The organism is Pseudomonas sp. PS01300, assembly GCF_029960155.1.
GTDB lineage: Bacteria > Pseudomonadota > Gammaproteobacteria > Pseudomonadales > Pseudomonadaceae > Aquipseudomonas > Aquipseudomonas palmensis.
On the sequence record NZ_JASCPN010000080.1, the window covers coordinates 1 to 19,912 of the forward strand.

At 66.7% G+C, this 19,912-nt stretch carries 14 protein-coding genes; 8 read left to right on the forward strand and 6 right to left on the reverse strand.

Annotated elements, in window-relative coordinates:
- Positions 1-162 precede the first annotated feature (162 nt).
- From QMX96_RS24315 to QMX96_RS24335, 5 genes are all read right to left on the reverse strand, one after another.
- Positions 163-1,587 carry a TolC family protein gene (locus QMX96_RS24315; RefSeq protein WP_043864075.1) on the reverse strand — a complete coding sequence of 475 codons (1,425 nt, stop codon included), beginning with the start codon at positions 1,585-1,587 and terminating at the stop codon, positions 163-165.
- Positions 1,584-4,763 carry an efflux RND transporter permease subunit gene (locus tag QMX96_RS24320; RefSeq protein WP_282362601.1) on the reverse strand — a complete coding sequence of 1,060 codons (3,180 nt, stop codon included), beginning with the start codon at positions 4,761-4,763 and terminating at the stop codon, positions 1,584-1,586. Before QMX96_RS24320 ends, QMX96_RS24315 begins: the two co-directional genes overlap by 4 nt.
- 12 nt (positions 4,764-4,775) lie before the next feature.
- Positions 4,776-6,008: a multidrug efflux RND transporter periplasmic adaptor subunit MexE gene (mexE, locus tag QMX96_RS24325; protein WP_043864073.1), complete on the reverse strand. Its 1,233-nt coding sequence runs from the start codon at positions 6,006-6,008 to the stop codon at positions 4,776-4,778.
- A gap of 201 nt (positions 6,009-6,209) precedes the next feature.
- Positions 6,210-7,523 carry an MFS transporter gene (locus QMX96_RS24330; protein WP_043864072.1) on the reverse strand — a complete coding sequence of 438 codons (1,314 nt, stop codon included), beginning with the start codon at positions 7,521-7,523 and terminating at the stop codon, positions 6,210-6,212.
- 70 nt (positions 7,524-7,593) lie between these two features.
- On the reverse strand, positions 7,594-8,904 hold the full coding sequence (locus QMX96_RS24335; RefSeq protein ID WP_043864071.1) for an L-fuconate dehydratase: 1,311 nt from the start codon (positions 8,902-8,904) through the stop codon (positions 7,594-7,596).
- 101 nt (positions 8,905-9,005) lie between these two features.
- On the opposite strand from QMX96_RS24335, the gene QMX96_RS24340 reads away from it, so the two are divergent.
- From QMX96_RS24340 to QMX96_RS24375, 8 genes are all read left to right on the forward strand, one after another.
- Positions 9,006-9,953, forward strand: coding sequence for a LysR substrate-binding domain-containing protein (locus QMX96_RS24340; protein WP_054914325.1), 948 nt, complete (start codon positions 9,006-9,008; stop codon positions 9,951-9,953).
- Between the two features lie 38 nt (positions 9,954-9,991).
- Positions 9,992-10,963 carry a LysR family transcriptional regulator gene (locus QMX96_RS24345; RefSeq protein ID WP_043864069.1) on the forward strand — a complete coding sequence of 324 codons (972 nt, stop codon included), beginning with the start codon at positions 9,992-9,994 and terminating at the stop codon, positions 10,961-10,963.
- Between the two features lie 158 nt (positions 10,964-11,121).
- Positions 11,122-12,672, forward strand: a complete 1,551-nt coding sequence (locus QMX96_RS24350; RefSeq protein ID WP_043864068.1) for an altronate dehydratase family protein — start codon at positions 11,122-11,124, stop codon at positions 12,670-12,672.
- A gap of 30 nt (positions 12,673-12,702) precedes the next feature.
- Positions 12,703-14,295, forward strand: coding sequence for an aldehyde dehydrogenase (NADP(+)) (locus QMX96_RS24355; RefSeq protein WP_282362602.1), 1,593 nt, complete (start codon positions 12,703-12,705; stop codon positions 14,293-14,295).
- Positions 14,288-15,346 carry an Ldh family oxidoreductase gene (locus QMX96_RS24360; protein WP_054914328.1) on the forward strand — a complete coding sequence of 353 codons (1,059 nt, stop codon included), beginning with the start codon at positions 14,288-14,290 and terminating at the stop codon, positions 15,344-15,346. The genes QMX96_RS24355 and QMX96_RS24360 overlap by 8 nt, the downstream gene beginning before the upstream one ends.
- Before the next feature lie 26 nt (positions 15,347-15,372).
- Positions 15,373-16,590, forward strand: a complete 1,218-nt coding sequence (locus tag QMX96_RS24365; protein WP_282362603.1) for a fumarylacetoacetate hydrolase family protein — start codon at positions 15,373-15,375, stop codon at positions 16,588-16,590.
- 86 nt (positions 16,591-16,676) lie between these two features.
- Positions 16,677-17,990, forward strand: a complete 1,314-nt coding sequence (locus QMX96_RS24370; protein WP_054914329.1) for an MFS transporter — start codon at positions 16,677-16,679, stop codon at positions 17,988-17,990.
- Between the two features lie 172 nt (positions 17,991-18,162).
- Positions 18,163-18,543, forward strand: a complete 381-nt coding sequence (locus QMX96_RS24375; RefSeq protein WP_282362604.1) for a termination factor Rho — start codon at positions 18,163-18,165, stop codon at positions 18,541-18,543.
- Between the two features lie 46 nt (positions 18,544-18,589).
- Here the strand turns inward: QMX96_RS24375 and QMX96_RS24380 are convergent, their stop codons facing one another.
- On the reverse strand, positions 18,590-19,810 hold the full coding sequence (locus QMX96_RS24380; protein ID WP_116053687.1) for a zinc-dependent alcohol dehydrogenase: 1,221 nt from the start codon (positions 19,808-19,810) through the stop codon (positions 18,590-18,592).
- Between the last annotated feature and the right edge of the window lie 102 nt (positions 19,811-19,912).

Sequence of the window (19,912 nt, forward strand, 5' to 3'; positions counted from 1 at the left end):
GGTCAAGCCCGCTCCCACAAGGATCACCGTAGCCGTTGTGGGAGCGGGCTTGACCCGCGATTTGCCGTACGGCGACAGGCAAACTGCGTTCAGGCCACAAAAAAAAGCCCCGCCAATGGCGGGGCAAAGTGGTCGGTGCTAACCAACCAAAGGAGCTCTGAATCAGTTCGCCGCAGCCACGCTGTCGGTCTGCCAGCCACCACCGAGTGCCTTGTAGATCGCCACGATCCCGCGATACAGGTCCACCTCGCCCAACGCCTGCGCGTCCTCGGCAGTGAGCCGTTCACGCTCGGCATCCAGCAGCACCAGGTAATCCACCGTACCCTCGCGGTAACGAATCGACGCCAGGTCCGCGGCCTTGCGGCTCGCCTCGCTCTGGCGCAGCAGCGCCATCAGCCGTTGCTGACGCTTGGCGTAATCGCTGAACGCATTCTCCGACTCTTCCAACGCCAGCAGCACCTGCTGCTCATAGGTCGCCAACGCACCCTCGGCCTCGGCATTCGCGCCGCGCAGACGCGCCCGCACACTGCCCAGGTCGAACGCCGCCCAGGTGATGCTCGGGCCCAGTGCCCACGCCTGCGCCGCACTCGACCCCAACTGCGAACCACGCCCTGCGGTAAAGCCCAGGAAGCCGCTCAGGCTCACCCGCGGGAACAGGTCGGCCGTGGCCACCCCCACATTCGCCGTGGCCGCCGCCAGCTGGCGCTCGGCGCTGCGCACATCCGGGCGACGCTTGAGCAGTTCGCCCGGGTCGCCAATCGGCAGGGCCTTGGCAATCGCCGGCAACTGCGCCGGCGACAGGTCGACACTCAACGCATCCGGCCGCTGCCCCAGCAAGGTGGCGATGCGGTTGCGCGCACGCACCTGCTCGGCCTGCAGCTGCGGCACGCTGGCCTCTACCGCCGCCAGGCGCGCATCGGCGCGCACCACGTCCAATTCGTTGCCAACCCCTGCATCACGCAGGGTTTCGGTAATGCCGCGCGAATCCTGCTGGGTCTTGAGGTTGGCCAGGGCTATCTTCTCGCGCAACTGCGCACCGCGCAGTTGTCCATAAGCATCAACCAGCTCGGCAATCAGGCTCACCTGCAATTGTTGCAGGTCGGCCTGGGCCGCGGCCTCCTGCGCCTCGCTGGCTTCCAGCTGGCGCTGAATGCGGCCGAACAGGTCAAGCTCCCAGGCCATGTCCAGGCCCAGGTCGTAGCGCTCGCTGTTGACCCGGCGGTCGGTCTGGCCAGGTATCTGACCCTTGCCCAGGTCGCTGCTGGCGCGGCTGGTGACGGTGGGCAGCGCATCGTTGCTCACATCGTCACGAATCGCCCGCGCCGCTTTCAGGCGCGCAAACGCCACGCGCAGCTCGCGGTTGTCGGCCAGCGACTGGCTCACCAGCTGGTTGAGGACCGGGTCGTCGAACTGACGCCACCAGATCGCATCGAAGCGGGTGCGGTCGAAGGCCGCCTTGGCCTCCTGCGCATCGGCCGCCGCCAGGTGCGCGGCGTCGGTGTGCGGGGCCTGGTAGTCCGGGCCGACCGCACAGGCAGCCAGGGCCAGTACCAGCAGGCTCGGTGCCCACAGTTTCAAGTGGTTCATGCCTGGTTCTCCAGCTGCAGCTGGCGGGCCGCCTTGCGGGCCTCGCTGCGCTCTACATAACGACGGATCAACACAAAGAACACCGGGGTCAGCAACAGGCCGAAAATCGTCACCCCGATCATCCCGGAGAACACCGCCACGCCCATGGCATGGCGCATTTCGGCGCCGGCCCCGGAGGAGAACACCAGCGGCACCACACCCATGATGAAGGCGAACGAGGTCATCAGGATCGGGCGCAGCCGCAGCCGGCAGGCTTCCAGCACCGCAGCCAGCGGGTCGAGCCCTTCGGCCTGCTTGTCCTTGGCGAACTCGACGATAAGAATCGCGTTCTTGCACGCCAGCCCCACCAGTACGATCAGGCCGATCTGGGTGAAGATGTTGTTGTCGCCACCGGACAGGATTACCCCGGTAATGGCCGACAGCAGGGTCATCGGCACGATCAGGATCACCGCCAGCGGCAGGCTCCAGCTCTCGTACTGGGCAGCCAGTACCAGGAACGCCAGCAGCACGCACAGCGGGAACACGAACAGCGCGGTGTTGCCGGCCAGGATCTGCTGATAGGTCAGCTCGGTCCATTCGAAGGTCATGCCGTTGGGCAGCTCTTCCTTGAGCAGTTTTGCCATGGCCTGTTCGGCCTGGCCGGAGCTGTAGCCGGGTGCTGCGCCACCGTTGATCTCGGCGGTGATGAAGCCGTTGTAGTGCATCACGCGGTCCGGCCCGGAGGTGTCGCTGACCTTGATGAAGGTCGCCAGCGGGATCATCTCGCCCTGGTTGTTGCGCACCTTGAGCTGGCCGATCTGCTCGGCATCCAGGCGGAACTGCTGCTCGGCCTGCACGTTGACCTGGTAGGTACGGCCAAAGCGGTTGAAGTCGTTGGCGTACAGCGAGCCCAGGTAGATCTGCAGGGTGTCGAAGATATCGTTGATCGCCACACCGTGGGTCTTGGCCTTCTCACGGTCGATGGCGGCATCCACCTGCGGCACATTCACCTGGTAGCTGGTGAACAGCCCGGCCAGCTCCGGCACGTTGTGGCTCTTGGCGATGATGTTCTGGGTTTCCTTGTACAGCGCCTCGTAGCCCAGGTTGCCACGGTCTTCGATCTGCAGGCGGAAACCGCCGATGGTACCCAGCCCCTGAACCGGTGGTGGCGGGAAGATCGCGATGTAGGCTTCCTGGATGTCGGCGTACTGCGCGTTCAACGTGGCGGCAATCGCCGCGGCCGACTGGCTGGGGTCCTTGCGCTGGTCGAACGACTTGAGTGCGACGAACACAATGCCGCTGTTGGGGCTGTTGGTGAACCCGTTGATCGACAGGCCCGGGAAGGCGATGGAGTCGGCCACACCCGGTTGCTTGAGGGCGAACTCGCTCATCTTCTTGATGACCGATTCGGTGCGGTCAAGGCTGGCCGCATCCGGCAGTTGCGCGAAGGCCACCAGGTACTGCTTGTCCTGGGCGGGCACGAAACCGGTCGGGGTGGCGGCAAAGCCCATCCAGGTCAGCACCATCAGCCCGGCGTACACGAACAGGGCGATGCCGCTGCTGCGGATCACGCGGCCCACGGTGCCCACGTAGCCATGGCTGGCACGCTCGAAGAAGCGGTTGAACGGCTTGAACAGCCAGCCGCCGAGCAGGCGGTCGAGCAGTTTCGAGAAGCGGTCCTTGGGGGCGTGATGGCCCTTGAGCAACACCGCAGCCAGCGCCGGCGACAGGGTCAGCGAGTTGAACGCCGAGATCACCGTGGAAATCGCGATGGTCAAGGCGAACTGCTTGTAGAACTGCCCGGTCAGGCCGGAGATGAACGCCGCCGGGATGAACACCGCGCACAGCACCAGCGCGGTGGCGATGATCGGCCCGGTCACTTCGCTCATGGCGCGCTTGGTCGCCTCCAGCGGGTTGAGCCCCAGCTCGATGTTGCGCTCCACGTTCTCCACCACCACGATGGCGTCGTCCACCACGATACCGATGGCCAGCACCAGCCCGAACAGCGACAGCGCGTTGAGCGAGAAGCCGAACAGGTGCATCACCGCAAAGGTGCCGATCAGCGAGACCGGTACCGCCACCAGCGGGATGACCGAGGCGCGCCAGGTCTGCAGGAACAGGATCACCACCAGCACCACCAGGATCAGCGCCTCGAACAGGGTGTGCACCACCGCTTCGATCGAGCCGCGCACGAACACGGTGGGGTCATAGACGATGCTGTAGTCCATGCCCTCGGGGAAGTCCTTCTTCAGCTCGGCCATCTTGGCGCGTACTTCGTCGGAGATCTCGATGGCGTTGGAGCCAGGGCGCTGGAAGATCGGGATCGCCACCGCCGGCTGATTGTTGAGCAGCGAACGCAGGGCGTACTGGCTGGAGCCCAGCTCCACCCGGGCGATGTCCTTGAGGCGGGTGATTTCACCGTCGGCGCCGGAGCGGATGATGATGTTCTCGAATTCCTCTTCGCTCACCAGGCGGCCCTGGGTGTTGACCGACAGCTGGAAGCTGGTGGCCCCGGGGGCGGGCGGCGAACCGAGCTGGCCGGCGGCCACCTGGCGGTTCTGCTCGCGAATGGCAGCCACCACGTCGCTGGCAGTCAGGTTGCGCGAGGCGGTCTTGTTCGGGTCCAGCCATACGCGCAGCGAGTAGTCGCCCATGCCGAACAGCTGCACGTCACCCACGCCACCCAGGCGAGCCAGCTCGTCCTTGATGTTGAGGATCGCGTAGTTGGACAGGTAGAGCATGTCGTAGCGGTTGTCCGGCGAGGTCAGGTGCACCACCATGGTCAGGTCGGGCGAGGCCTTGTCGACGGTGATACCGATACGCGTGACTTCCTCGGGCAGCTTGGGCTGGGTGCGGGTCACACGGTTCTGCACCTGCACCTGCGCGTTGTCCAGGTCGGTGCCCAGGGCGAAGGTGATGGTCAGGGTGATCTTGCCGTCGGCGGTGGACTGCGAGGACATGTACAGCATGTTCTCGACACCGGTGATGGCCTGCTCGAGCGGCGCGGCCACGGTTTCGCCGATCACCTTGGGGTTGGCACCGGGGAAGTTGGCGCGCACCACCACGGTGGGCGGTACCACCTCGGGGTATTCGCTGATCGGCAGCTGGAACAGCGAGATGCTGCCGGCGATCAGGATCAGCAGCGACAGCACGGCGGCGAATATCGGCCGGGTAATGAAGAACTGGGAAAAATTCATCGGTCTGGTCCCTTAACCGCGTGGTGCCGCGGCACTGGCGAGCTTGACCGTGACCGGCTTGCTCGGGGTGCTGGCTTCCAGGGCCTGGCGTTGCTGGGCGAGGGCGGCGAGGGTGGTATCGCTGGCCATCGGGGTTTCTTCAGGGCTGACCGGCGAGCCAGGGCGTACACGCTGCAGGCCCTTGACCACGATGCGGTCTTCCTTGCTCAGGCCGCTGCGCACGATACGCAGGCCTTCGAGTTTGGGGCCCAGCTCCACGGCGCGGTAATCGGCCTTGTTGTCTTTGTCCATCACCAGCACGAACTTCTTGCCCAGGTCGGTGCCCACGGCCTCGTCGTTGATCAGCACGGCCGAATAGGTGGCGCTGCCGACCAGTTTCAGGCGCGCGTACAGCCCGGGGGTGAACTGGCCGTCGCTGTTGTCGAACACCGCGCGACCGCGAATGGTGCCGGTCTTGGGGTTGACCTGGTTGTCGACGAAGTTCATCTGGCCCAGGTGCGGGTTGCCGGTTTCGTTGGACAGGCCCAGGTACACCGGGGTGCTCTGGCCGCGCTGGCCGTCGCGGGCCAGCTGGGTGTACTTGAGGTACACGCGCTCGTCGGCGTCGAAGTAGGCGTAGACCTTGTCGGTGGACACCACGCTGGTGAGCGCGGTGACATCGGCGGTGACGATGTTGCCGGCGGTGAACTCGGCGCGGCTGACACGGCCGCTGATGGGCGCGGTAACGCGGGTGAAGCTCAGGTTCAGCCTGGCCAGGTCCAGTTGCGCCTGGATCGCGGCCACCCCGGCGCGGGCTTCGGCGGCGGCACTGGTGCGCGACTCGGCGAGTTCGGCGGAAATCGCGTTGCTGCTGCGCAGGCGCTCGCCGCGCTGGGCTTCGGTCTGGCTGCGGGTGGCGGTGGCGCGGGCTTGTTGCAGTTGGGCTTCAAGTTGGCGTACCTGAGCCTGGAACGGGCGCGGATCGATCTGGAACAGCAGGTCGCCTTTCTTGACCTGGGCACCTTCGGTGAAGGCTACCTGGTCGATCTGGCCGGAAACGCGCGGGCGTACCTCGACGGTTTCGGGGGCTTCGAGGCGGCCGGTGAACTCGTCCCATTCGTTGATGGGCTGCTCCAGCACCTTGGCCACCGTGACTTTCGGCGCACCGGGCGCTTGCGGGGCCTCCGGGGTACGACCACAGGCACTCATCACCACCAGTGCCAGGGCAGCAAGGGGATAGCGCAAGGGTTTGAGTGAGTGTTCCATGGATAGATCCGCCAATGTATTGAGAGTGGGCGGATTCTGCGATTTGTAACTATTAACAACGAATCGAATGGGGCGAAGGTAACTATCATTCGGAATGATATGAACACCATCTCGGGTCAAGCCCGCTCCTACACGGACCGCGATGATCCTTGTGGGAGCGGGCTTGACCCGCGATGCAGGCAGCGCCGATTCGAGATGGGCTCAGGCCTGAGCCTTCTCCTCCTGCCCCTGACGCAACCGCGTGCTGATCAGCGCCGCCAGCACCAGCAGGCCGGCGATCACCCACAGCCCGTTGCGCGTGCTGCCGGTGGTCTGCTCGATCAGCCCCATCACCGACGGCCCGACGAACCCGCCGAACAGCCCGCACATGGTCACGAACGCCAGCCCCGCCGCCAGTGCACTGCCGCTCAGGCGGCTGGACGGGAACACGAAGATGATCGACTGCACCACGAACAGCATCAGCGCCGTCAGCGAAAAGCCCACCAGCCCGATGAACGAGTTGGAGAACGAGGCAATCACCAGCCCCGCCGCCATGGTCAGCAAGCCGAAGAACATGATCATCCGGCAGCGGGTGGGGGTGGTGGCCAGGCGCGGGAAGGTCGCGGCGCCAATGGCGGCGGCAATCCACGGTACCGAGGTCAGCAGGCCGATCTGGAACGGCGACAGGTTGCCATAGGTGCCGATGATGCCCGGCAGAAAGAAGATCACCGTGTAGATGGTGATCTGGTGCACGAAGTACACCGCGATCGCCAGCCAGATCTGCTTGTCGCGAAACATCTGGCTCAGGCGGGTCTGTGGCGGCGCGGCGGCTTTTTCGGCGCTCAGGCGCTGCTCGATGTCGCGCTTGTCGGCCTCCGACAGCCATTTGGCCGAGGCCGGCCCGTCAGGCAGTTTCTTCCACACCACATACGCCAGCGCCACTGCCGGCAGGCCTTCGATCACGAACAGCCACTGCCAGCCATGCCAGCCCAGCAAACCGTCCATCTGCAGCAACGCACCGCCCAGCGGCCCGCTGAGGATGTTGGCCAGGCACACGCCCAGCAAAAAGTAACCGGTGGCACGTGCCCGCTGTTCGCGGTCGAACCAGTAGGTCAGGTACAGCATCACCCCCGGGAACAGCCCGGCCTCGGCCACGCCCAGCAGCAGGCGCATGATGTAGAACGAGGTCTCGCCCTGCACGAACGCCATGCCCGCCGACAGCAGGCCCCAGGTGATCATGATGCGGGTGATCCAGAAACGTGCGCCCACCCGGTGCATGATCAGGTTGCTTGGCACCTCGGCCAGCGCGTAGGTCAGAAAGAACAGCCCGGCGCCCAGGCCGTAGGCAGCGGCCGACAGCCCCAGGTCGATGCCCATGCTGGCCTTGGCCAGGGCAATGTTGGTGCGGTCCAGAAAGCTCATCACGTAGACGATGACCAGCAGCGGCAGCAGTTTGCGCAGCAGCAGGCTGTTCAGGCGTTGTTCGGCAGGCACGGCGGGCGCGGCCGCCGCTGTCGCGGTATTGAGGATTGTCATTATTGTTAACCCCGGTATTGATGGTGCGGCCCGCCGACGCGCAGGGCGCGGCGGCGGGCTTGGGTGTCGATCAGGTGCGGGCGATGTCCAGCCACACCGGGCCGTTCGGGTACTGGTAGCGCTCCAGGGTGTCGGCGTGCATCTCGATGCTGTAGCCGGGGCGCAGCGGTGGCATGTAGCGGCCGCGGCGGATCACCACCGGGTCGATGAAGTGCTCGTGCAGGTGGTCGACGTATTCCAGCACGCGGTTGTGCAGCGAGGCCGAAACGCCGATGTAGTCGAACAGCGCGATATTCTGCACGTATTCGCACAAACCCACACCCCCGCCATGCGGGCACACCGGCACGTCGTACTTGGCCGCCATCAGCAGCACGATCAGCACCTCGTTCAGCCCGCCCAGGCGCGCCGCGTCGAGCTGGCAGAAGTCCAGCGCACCGGCCTGGAACATCTGCTTGAACATCACCCGGTTATGGCAGTGCTCGCCGGTGGCCACGCCGATCGGCGCGATGCGCTGGCGAATGGTGGCATGGCCGAGGATGTCGTCGGGGCTGGTCGGCTCCTCGATCCACAGCGGTGCGAAGGCGGCCAGGCGGCGCATGTTCTCGATCGATTCGTCCACGCCCCACACCTGGTTGGCGTCCATCATCAGGGTGCGTTCCCAGCCCAGCTCGTCACGCAGGATGCCGGCGCGGCGAATGTCGTCTTCCAGGTTGGCGCCGATCTTCTGCTTCACGTGGGTCCAGCCATCGGCCACGGCCTCGCGGGTGAGCTGGCGCATCTTCTCTTCGCTGTAGCCCAGCCAGCCCGGTGCGGTGGTGTAGCCCGGGTAGCCTTCGCGCAGCATCTGCGCCTCGCGCTCGGCCTTGCCCGGCGCATTGCGGCGCAGCAGGGCGATGGCTTCCTCGGGGGTGATCACGTCGGTGACGTAGCTGAAGTCCAGGCAGCGCACCAGCTGCTCGGGGCTCATGTCGGCCAGCAGCTTCCACACCGGTTTTTCTTCGTGCTTGGCCCACAGGTCCCACACGGCATTGATGATGGCGGCGGTGGCGAGGTGGATCACGCCTTTTTCCGGGCCCAGCCAGCGCAGCTGGCTGTCGCCGACGGTGAAGTTGTGCCAGAAGGCGCCCATGTCGGCGGTGATCTCTTCCAGGGTCAGGCCCACCACCATCGGTGCCAGCGACTGGATCGCGGCCACGCAGATCTCGTTGCCGCGGCCGATGGTGAAGGTCAGGCCGTGGCCTTCCAGGGGGCTGTCGGTGTGCAGCACCACGTAGGACGCCGAATAGTCCGGTGCGCTGTTCATCGCGTCGGAGCCGTCGAGCGACAGCGAGGTAGGGAAACGGATATCGCGAACGCTCAGGTGGGTAATTCGAATGCTCATGGCGGGCTCTTGTTCTCGGTGACCACTTGGAGTCCCGACTGTAGGTTGCCGAGCGATACGTGCATAATCGCGGTTTCCTAACCAGGGATACCGAATTCGATATGTCTGCGAGCCCTGAAGCCGATCCGCTGCTGCCACGCAGCCTCGGCGCGCTGAAAATTTCCAGCCGCCAGATCACCTTGCTCAACGCCCTGGGCGAGTTCGGCAACCTGCGCCGCGCCGCAGCGGCCATGCACACCACCCAACCGGCGGCGAGCCTGCTGTTGCAGCAGTTGGAGGAGCGCCTGGGCGTACGCCTGTTCGAGCGCCTGCCCCGGGGCATGCAGCCCACCCTGTATGGCGAGGTGATGATCCGCTATGCCCAGGGCGCGCTGCACGAGTTCGAGCACGCCCAGGCGCAGATCGCCGAACTGGCCCGCGGTGCCATGGGCCTGGTGCGGGTGGGCACGGTGATGGGCCCGGTGCCGCGCCTGCTGACCGGCGCGGTGCTGGCCTACAAGCGCGACCATCCCAAGGTGCGCATCAGCATCGAGGTGGGCACCAGCGACACCTTGCTGCCGGCGCTGCTGCGCGGCGACTTCGACGTGGTGCTCGGGCGCCTGCCCGACCAGGGTGACAGCCAGGACCTGGACATCGAGCTGTTCGACATCGGCGAGCAGATGCGCGTGATCGCCAGGGCAGGGCACCCGCTGGCCGGCGCCGCGGCGCTGCAACTGGCCGACCTGGTGAGCCTCACCTGGATCCTGCACCCGCTCGGCAGCCCCATGCGCCGGCGCGTGGAAAGCGCGCTGCAGGCCGGCGGCATGGTGCAGTCGCTGGACATCGTCGAGACCGCCTCGATCCTGGCCACCACCGCCATGCTCGAAGCCTCCGACATGATCGCGGTGGTGCCCAACGACGTGGCCGAGCATTATGCGCGCTATGGCATGGTCGCCATCCTGCCGGTGGAGCTGCCCATCAGCATGGTCAACCTGGGCCTGCTGACCCTGCGTTCGCGCCCACGCTCGGTGGCGCTGAACACCCTGCTGCATTACCTGCGGGCGCAATGACATGACCTGCGCCGCCACCTTCAGGAGGCACTGAGCCGATGCCCTCGGACATTACCCATTCCAGCTTCTGCAACTGGGTGCGCTTCAAGCACCTGGTGCTGATCGACACCCTGGCGCGCACGCGCAACATGCACGCCACTGCCTCGCGCATGAACCTCAGCCAGCCGGCCCTGAGCAAGATGCTGCGCGACCTCGAGGAGCAGTTCGGCTTTGCCCTGTTCGAGCGCCTGCCGCGCAGCATGCCGCCCACCGAGCTGGGCGAGTACGTGGTGCGCTATGCGCAGAACGCGCTGGCCGACTCGCACACCTTCGTCGACCAGGTCAATCGCCTGCGCAAGGGCGGCCACGGCTTCATCAAGGTGGGCGGCATCTTCGCCGCCACCTCGGTGGTGCTGCCCCAGGCCATTGCCGCGATCAAGGCGCGCAGCCCGCTGCTGTCGATAGAAGTGGTGGAGCAGTCCAGCGACTACCTGCTGGCGATGCTCGAACAGAACAAGCTCGACCTGATGATCGGGCGCTTCACCGAACCGCGTTTCGCCCAGTTGTTCGACTTCCAGGCACTGGAGCCCGAGCCCTTCTGCCTGGTGGTCAACAGCAGCCACCCGCTCAACCAGCTCGAGATCACGCCGCTGGAGGCCCTGGGCGACTGGCCGTGGGTGCTGTACCCGGTCGGCACGCCGATCCGCGACCGCCTGGAGCGGGCGTTTCGCGCTGCCAACATCGCCACCCCCGCCGACAGCGTGGATACCATCTCGATGCCGATGTTCCTGCAACTGCTGCAGTCGGGGCCGATGATCGCCATGCTGCCGCGCTCGATGGTGGCGGCGCAGCTGGCCAGCGGTCAGTTTCGCGAGCTGCAGACCCCGCTGCACCTGGCACCGCTGGAGTACGGCATCATCACCCGCAAGGACCAGCCGCTGACCGGCTCGGCGCAGGTGTTCGCCGATATCCTGCTGGACTTCGCCCGCCAGCGCCGTCAGGCCGAGGGTCATAAAACGATCTATAAATGAAACGAGAATTCGCACTTCGATAACCCAGGGTTATCGCTTGATCGGATCATCTCATTGGGAATACGCCGGCCGGCTCCTTACAGTTGGTGCAGATTCGCCCGCACAAGACGGGCGTGATGCCATAACAAGAAGCTTGCCGTAGCGCCCTGAGAGGTCCCATGCACCTGATTGCCAGAACCCGCAGCAGCGAAGACCCTGCGGTCATCCGCCTCAACCCGCTGGACAACGTGCTGATTGCCCGCCAGGTGCTGCCCGAGGGCCTGCACCTGGACGCCGAGGCGGTCACCGTGCGCCAGTCGATCCCTTCGGGGCACAAGGTGGCCAGCCAGCGCGTGGAGCAGGGCGAGGCGCTGCGCCGCTATGGCCAGATCATCGGCTTTGCCTCGCAGCCCATCGAGGCCGGCGAACACGTGCATGTGCACAACGTGGAGATGGGCGACTTCGCCCGTGACTACGCCTTTGGCGAAGACGCCCACAGCGTGCCGGCCAGGGAAGCCTTCTTCGAAGGCATCGTGCGTGCCGACGGGCGGGTGGCCACCCGCAACTACGTGGGCATCCTGACCTCGGTGAACTGCTCGGCGACCGTTGCCCGTGCCGTGGCCGACCATTTTCGCCGCGATATCCACCCCGAGGCGCTGGCCGACTACCCCAACGTCGATGGCGTGGTGGCCCTGACCCACGGTGCCGGTTGCGCGGTCGACCCCAGCGGCGAAGCCCTGGGCCTGCTGCGCCGCACCCTGGGCGGCTATGCCGTGCACCCCAACTTCGCCGCCGTGCTGATCATCGGCCTGGGCTGCGAGACCAACCAGATCGAAAGCCTGATGCAGACCCAGGGGCTGACCGCCGGCGCCCAGTTGCGCGCGTTCACCATCCAGGGCATTGGCGGCACCTCCAAGACCATCGCCGCCGGTATCGAGCAGGTCAAGGCGCTGCTGGCCGACGCCAACCAGGTGCGCCGCGAGCCGGTCAGCGCCCGGCACCTGATCGTGGGCCTGCAATGCGGCGGTTCCGACGGCTATTCGGGCATCACCGCCAACCCCGCGCTGGGCAATGCGGTAGACCGCCTGGTGGCCGCGGGCGGCACCGCGATCCTGTCCGAAACCCCGGAAATCTACGGCGCCGAGCACCTGCTGACGCGCCGAGCGGTCAGCCGCGAAGTGGGCGAGAAGCTGATCGCGCGCATCCACTGGTGGGAAGACTACTGCCAGCGCATGAACGCCGAGCTCAACAACAACCCCTCGGCCGGCAACAAGGCCGGCGGCCTCACCACCATTCTCGAAAAATCCCTGGGCGCCGTGGCCAAGGCCGGCTCCAGCAACCTGGTGGACGTGTACCAGTACGCCGAGGCCGTGCGCGCCAAGGGGCTGGTGTTCATGGACACCCCCGGCTACGACCCGGTGTCGGCCACCGGCCAGGTCGCCGGCGGCGCCAACCTGATCGCCTTCACCACCGGTCGCGGTTCGGCCTACGGCTGCGCCCCGGCGCCGTCGATCAAGCTGGCCACCAACAACCGGGTGTTCGAGCACCAGGAAGAAGACATGGACGTGAACTGCGGCGGCATTGCCGACGGTTCCACCAGCATTGAAGAACGCGGCGCCTACATCTTCGAACAGATGCTGCGCATCGCATCGGGCCAGCGCAGCAAGAGCGAGCAACACGGCTACGGGCAGAACGAGTTCGTGCCGTGGCAGATCGGCGCCGTGACCTGATTGACCTTTCCGCACCCTTACAGAGGCGAAATGCACATGAGCTTTTCCGGACACAACTTCATCGCGGGCCAGCGCAGCGCCCTGGGCGACACCCTGGTCTACAGCGTCGACGCCCACACCGGCGAACGCCTGCCGGGCGGTTTCCACCAGGCCACCCTGGGCGAAGTCGACAGCGCCGTTGCCGGTGCCAGCGCGGCCTTCCCGGTGTTTCGCAGCCTGCCGGCCGTGCGCCGGGCCGAATTTCTCGACGCCATTGCCGATGAACTCGACGCCCTGGGCGAGGACTTCGTGGCGCTGACCTGCCGCGAAACCGCGCTGCCAAGCGCACGCATCCAGGGGGAGCGCGGTCGCACCAGCGGCCAGATGCGCCTGTTCGCCAAGGTGCTGCGCCGTGGCGACTTCTACGGTGCGCGCATCGACCAGGCGCTGCCCGAGCGCACGCCGCTGCCACGTCCGGACCTGCGCCAGTACCGCATCGGCGTGGGCCCGGTGGCGGTGTTCGGCGCCAGCAACTTCCCGCTGGCATTCTCCACCGCTGGCGGCGACACCGCCGCAGCGCTGGCAGCCGGTTGCCCGGTGGTGTTCAAGGCCCACAGTGGCCACATGGCCACTGCCGAGCGCGTGGCTGAAGCGCTGCTGCGTGCGGCCGACAAAACCGGCATGCCGGCCGGCGTGTTCAACATGATCTTCGGTGGCGGTGTGGGCGAGGCGCTGGTCAAGCACCCCGGCATCCAGGCCGTGGGCTTCACCGGTTCGCTCAAGGGCGGCCGTGCCCTGTGCGACATGGCGGCGGCGCGGCCGCAGCCGATCCCGGTATTTGCCGAGATGTCGAGCATCAACCCGGTACTGGCGCTGCCGCAGGCACTGGCCAGCCGTGGTGCGCAGATGGCCAGGGAACTGGCCGCCTCGGTGGTGCAGGGCTGTGGCCAGTTCTGTACCAACCCGGGCCTGGTGCTGGGCATCCGCTCGCCGGCCTTCACCACCTTCATCGAGCAACTGGGCGGCCACCTGGCCGAACAGGCGCCGCAGACCATGCTCAACGCCGGCACCCTGGCCAGCTATGGCAAGGGCCTGCAGGCACTGCTGGCGCACCCCGGCATCCAGCACCTGAGCGGCCAGGCACAAGCCGGCAACCAGGCCCAGCCGCAGCTGTTCGGCGCCGATGTCAGCCTGCTGCTGGAACACGACGAACTGCTGCAGGAAGAGGTGTTCGGCCCCTGCACCATCGTGATCCAGGTGGCCGACGACGCCGAGCTGCTGCGCGCCGTCAGCGCCCTGCGGGGCCAGCTCACCGCCACGCTGCTGGCCGACGGTGACGACCTGCCGGCCTTCGCCCAGCTGTTCGGCGTGCTCGAAGACAAGGTCGGCCGCGTGCTGGTCAACGGCTACCCCACCGGTGTGGAGGTGTGTGACGCGATGGTGCACGGCGGCCCGTACCCGGCCACCTCCGATGCCCGCGGCACCTCGGTCGGCACCCTGGCCATCGACCGTTTCCTGCGCCCGGTGTGCTACCAGAACGTGCCCGACGCGCTGCTGCCGGACGCCCTCAAGGACGCCAACCCGCTGGGTATCCAGCGCCTGGTCGATGGCCAGTACAGCCGCCAGGGCCTGAGCGATGTCTGAAGCCCGGCGCTACGACACGGCCACGCTGACCCGGTTCGTCGAACAGTTGTTCGAGGGTGCCGGGGCCGACGCCGAGGTGGCCCGGGTGGTGACCCGCGTGCTGCTCGAGGGCGAGCTGCTGGGGCACCGCACCCACGGCCTGAACCTGGTCAGCCGCTATGTCGGTGGCGTACAGCGCGGTGAGGTCAAGGCACGTGCCGCCGACCTCGAACACCTGCAGGGCAGCGGCATCGCCACGCTGTTCGACGGCCACTACGTGCTGGGCCCGTACTGCGTGGAGCGTGCCCTGGCATGCGCCGCGCAGGGTGCCCAGGCGCAGGGTATCGGTATCTCGGTGGTGCGCCGTGCCTCGCACATCGGCTGCCTGGCGGCCTACCTCAAGCCCTACACCGACCGTGGCCTGGTGGCCCTGCTGTATTCCTCCGACCCGTCGGTGGGGCTGGTGTGCGCCCAGGGCGGCATCGACCCGATCTACACCCCCAACCCGATTGCCGCGGGTATTCCGACCCAGGGCGAGCCGATCCTGCTGGATGTGAGCATGTCCAGCGTCACCCTGGGCCTGGTGGGCCAGTGCCGCGATGCCGGCACCACCTTGCCTCACGCCGTGCTGATGAGTAACGACGGCACGCCGAGCAACGACCCGCGCGACTTCTTCACCACGCCCCAGGGCAGCCTGCTGCCATTGGGCGGGCAGGCCTTCGGGCACAAGGGCTTTGCCCTGGCCCTGCTGGTCGAGGCGCTGACCTCGGGCCTGGCCGGGCACGGGCGCAAGGACGCGCCGCAGCAGTGGGGCGCCTCGGCCACCGCAGTGGTAATCGACCCGCGCTTCTTCGGCGGGCTTGAGGCCTTTACCGCCGAGAGCAGCTTCCTTGGCCAGTTGGTGCTGGCCAGCCGTCCGCTCGACCCGCAGCGCCCGGTGCGCCTGCCGGGCCAGGCCGGGCTGAAACTGCGCGAGCAGGCGTTGCGCGAAGGCCTGGGCCTGTCGCCGGCGGTGCTCGATGCGCTGAACCAGACCGCTGCGCAGTTGCAACTTGCGCCGCTTTCGCAATGACCGACCACCACAACAAGAGTGCACACATGACCAACCATAACCAGGCGCACGCGCCTCTCGCACTGAGCAACGATCTCGCCGTGTTCGCCACCGGCAGCTGGGTAGGGCGGGTGTGGCTGCCCGAGCAGGGCCCGGCCGTGGTGCTGGTCAGGGCCGGCGCGGTGCATGACATCAGTGCCCATGTGGCCACCGTCTCGGCCCTGCTCGAACAACCCGACCCGGCCGCCTACCTGCGCGCACTGCCGCTGGGCGAGGCGTTGATCGAGCTGCCCGCGCTGCTGGCCAACAGCGACCCGCAGCAGCGCGATGCGCGCCTGCCATGGTTGCTGGCCCCCATCGACCTGCAGGCGGTCAAGGCCGCCGGCGTGACCTTCGCCGCCAGCCTGCTGGAGCGTGTGGTCGAAGAGCAGGCCAAGGGCGACCCGGCCAAGGCCGACGCGATTCGCGACACCCTGGTCAGCCGTATCGGCGCCGACCTGTCGCGTATCGTGCCCGGCTCGGCCCAGGCCGAAGAACTGCGCGTGCTGCTGGTGGAGCAGGGCATGTGGTCGCAGTACCTGGAAGTGGGCATCGGCCCGGACGCCGAAGTGTTCACCAAGGCCCAGCCGTTGTCGGCGGTCGGCCACGGCGCCGATATCGGCCTGCACCCCAAGTCCAGCTGGAACAACCCCGAGCCCGAGGTGGTGCTGGCGGTGTCGAGCAACGGCACCATCCACGGCGCCATGCTGGGCAACGACGTGAACCTGCGCGACTTCGAAGGGCGCAGCGCGCTGCTGCTGTCCAAGGCCAAGGACAACAACGCCTCGACCTCCCTCGGCCCGCTGCTGCGCCTGTTCGACGAGACCTTCAGCCTGGAGGACGTGCGCGCCGCCGAAGTCGACCTGCGCGTCGAAGGCCGGGATGGCTTCGTGCTGCAGGGGCGCAGCTCGATGCGCCAGATCAGCCGCGACCCGGTCGACCTGGTGCAGCAGACCCTCAACGAGAACCACCAGTACCCCGACGGCCTGGTGCTGTTTCTGGGTACCCTGTTCGCGCCCAAGCAGGACCGTGACCAGACCGGCAGCGGTTTCACCCACAAGCTGGGCGATGTGGTCACCATCAGCAACCCGCTGCTGGGCAGCCTGTGCAACCGCGTGACCACCAGCGACCAGGCGCCACAATGGGCATTCGGCCTGCGTGCGCTGATCGAAAGCCTGAGCCGTCGTGGCTTGCTGGAGGTGGCAGTGACTGCACGCCAGCCCTGAGCGGGCGTGCGTATTCCAGGGATGACGTGTGGATGAAGGATCGCCTCGGCGTTTGACGCTGCAACAACAATAATAAAGGCCATCAGATGAACGCACTGAAGAAGTACCAACGCATCACCGTCGTGTTTCTGCTGTTGATCGGCATCGTCAACTACCTGGACCGCAGCGCGCTGTCGATTGCCAACACCTCGATCCAGCGCGACATGCTCATCAGCCCTTCGCAGATGGGCATCCTGCTGTCGGCCTTCTCCGTGGCCTATGCCTTTGCGCAGTTGCCACTGGGCCTGATCATCGACCGCCTGGGCAGCAAGATCGCCCTGGGCGCCTCGTTGCTGGCCTGGTCGGTGGCGCAGTCGCTGTGCGGGCTGGTCAACAGCTTTGGCGGCTTCATGGGCCTGCGGGTGCTGCTGGGGATCGGCGAGGCGCCGATGTTCCCCTCGGCGGCCAAGGCGCTGTCGGAATGGTTCGACGCCAACGAGCGGGGCACGCCGACCGGCATCGTGTGGTCGTCGACCTGCCTGGGGCCGTGCCTGGCGCCACCGTTGCTGACGCTGTTCATGGTCAACTTCGGCTGGCGCGGGATGTTCATCATCACCGGCGTGATCGGTATCGTGCTGGCGCTGTGCTGGTTGACGTTCTACAAGAGCAAGGCCAGGTACCTGGCCGAACTGGCGGCGCAGGGCCAGGCGCTGCCAAGCGAGCAGCCGGCGCCGCGCGCTGACGCGGTGCAGGCGCCCAAGGCGTCGTACTTTGCCGGCTGGCTCGACCTGTTCAAGCATCGCAGCACCTGGGGCGCGGTGCTGGGCTTCATGGGCGTGATCTACATGCTGTGGCTGCACCTGACCTGGCTGCCGGGCTACTTCGAGCGCGAGCACGGGCTGAACCTGTACGACACCGCGTGGGTGGTATCGCTGGCCTATGGTTTCGGCGCGGTGGGCACCATCGTGGCGGGGCGGTTCTGCGACCTGCTGGTACGGCGTGGCATGAGCGTGCTGGCCAGCCGCAAGTTCAGCGTGATCACCGGGCTGGTGCTGGCGGCGCTGTTCACCTTGCCGCTGTCGTATGTGAGCGGGTTGACCGGGTGCGTGATACTGCTGTGCCTGGCGCTGTTCAGCATCAACATGGCCAGTGCCACGGCGTGGATGATCGTCAACACCATCGTCGACAGCCCGCGGGTGGCCTCGTTTGGTTCGATCCAGAACTTTGGCGGCTACATTGCAGGGTCCGTGGCGCCGATCGTGACCGGGTTCAGCATCCAGTATTCGGGCTCGTTCAATACCGCGTTCATGATCAGTGCGGTGGTGGCGCTGTGCTCGGCGCTGGCGTACTTCCTGTTGCTCAAGGCGCCGATCGGCGGGGCGGATGAGCCGGCGGGGCAGATGGCCGGGGCTACCCAGTAGGACAGGTGGCGAGCGCTTCGCGCTCGTTCGCTGGCGTGCCAGCGAAGAGGCCGGTGGTCTTCGCTCCTCTGCCATTCATCCACCCAATCGCACCCTGGCGCACGCGCGCCCTCAAACCCCCTGAATGGCCCGTGACACGGGCCCGCATTCAACCGGATCGAGGGTGAGCACCATGCCCCAGGGAAGCAAAGCCAAGTACACCGCCGAGCAGAAACGCAAGGCGCAGCACATCGAAGAAAGCTACGAGCAAAAAGGCACGCCCAAAGCCGCGGCCGAGGCGCGTGCCTGGGCCACGGTGAACAAGCAGTCTGGCGGGGGCGAGAAAAAGGGCGGCTCAGGTCGCAGCACCCCGGCCGGCGAAAAGCACGCCGCTGCCTCCGACTCGGCCAAACGCGCCGCCAGCACCCGCGCCGGCCACGCGCGCACCTCCACCACCTCGTTGGCCAGCCAGACCAAGCAAAGCCTGCTCAAGGAGGCGCGCAGCAAGGACATCAAGGGGCGCTCGAGCATGACCAAGGCGCAGCTGATCGAAGCGCTGCACGCCCACCACTGAACCCGCCCGACGCTGACCGGCGAGGCTGCCGGCCAGCGTCACGGGCTCAGGCCACCACGCCGTCGTCGACGATGGCCATCGGCAACTCGATGCTGCTGTCGCCAGGCGTGAGGATGACCTTGCGGCACTCCTGCTCCTTCTTGTCGAAGATCCTGTAGCCCTCGGCCGCCTGCTCCAGCGACAGGCGGTGGGTGATGATGGTTTCCGGCGTGAGCGCGCCGGTTTCGATGTAGCCCAGCAGTTCCGGCAGGTAGCGCTGCACGTGGGTCTGGCCCATGCGAAAGGTCAGGCCCTTGTCGAACGCATCGCCGAACAGGAAGCCGTGGATGAACCCCGAATACACCCCCGGCACACTGACCACACCGCCGCGCCGGGCTGCCGCGATGCACTGGCGCAAGGCCTTGCCGCTGCTGCCCTCGAGCTTGAGCGCGGCCAGCACGGTTTCGGTGGTGCTGCCCTTGGCCTCGAAGCCCACCGCATCGACCACACCATCCACCCCGCGCATGCCCGGGGTCTGGCGGATGATGGTATCGGCCGGGTCGTCGTCATCGTCGAAATTGATCGGGATCACGCCATACGCCTGCTGCGCATAGGCCAGCCGGTAGGGGTGGTGGTCGACCATGAAGATGCGTTCGGCGCCGAGCATCCGCGCCACCGCCGCGCACAGCAGCCCGACCGGCCCCGCGCCGTAGATGGCGAGGCTCGAACCCTGGCCGATCTCGGTGTTCTTCACCGCCTGGAAGGCCGTGGGCAGGATGTCGGACAGAAACAGCACCTTCTCGTCGCTCAGCGTGCCGGGCACGCGGAACGGCCCGGTGTTGGCCTTGGGTACGCGCACGTACTCGGCCTGGCCGCCGGGTACGCCACCGTACAGGTGGCTGTAGCCGAACAGCGCTGCGCCAGAGGGGATGAGCTTCTTGTTGAGGATCGCCCCGCGCCCGGTATTGGTGGTCTCGCACGCGGCGAACAGGTCCTGCTGGCAGAAGAAACAGCTGCCGCAGGCAATCACGAACGGGATCACCACGCGATCGCCCGGCTGCACCGCGGTCACCCCGGTGCCGACTTCCTCGACCACGCCCATGAACTCGTGACCGAAGATATCGCCGTCTTCGACCGCCGGGATCTTGCCGCGGTACAGGTGCAGGTCCGAGCCGCAGATGGCGGTGGCGGTCACCCGCAGGATCAGGTCGTCGGGTTCTTCCAGGATGGGGTCGGTAACGGTATCGACCCTGACGTCGTGGGCGCCGTGGTAGGTGAGTGCTCTCATGGTCTCTCCAGCTTCGCGTAGGTAGGTGCAACACAGAGGGGCGCGCCCCGGCGCACAGGGCGCCGGGGCGACACTCAGGGCCTGAAGCCCAGGCCGTCGGAC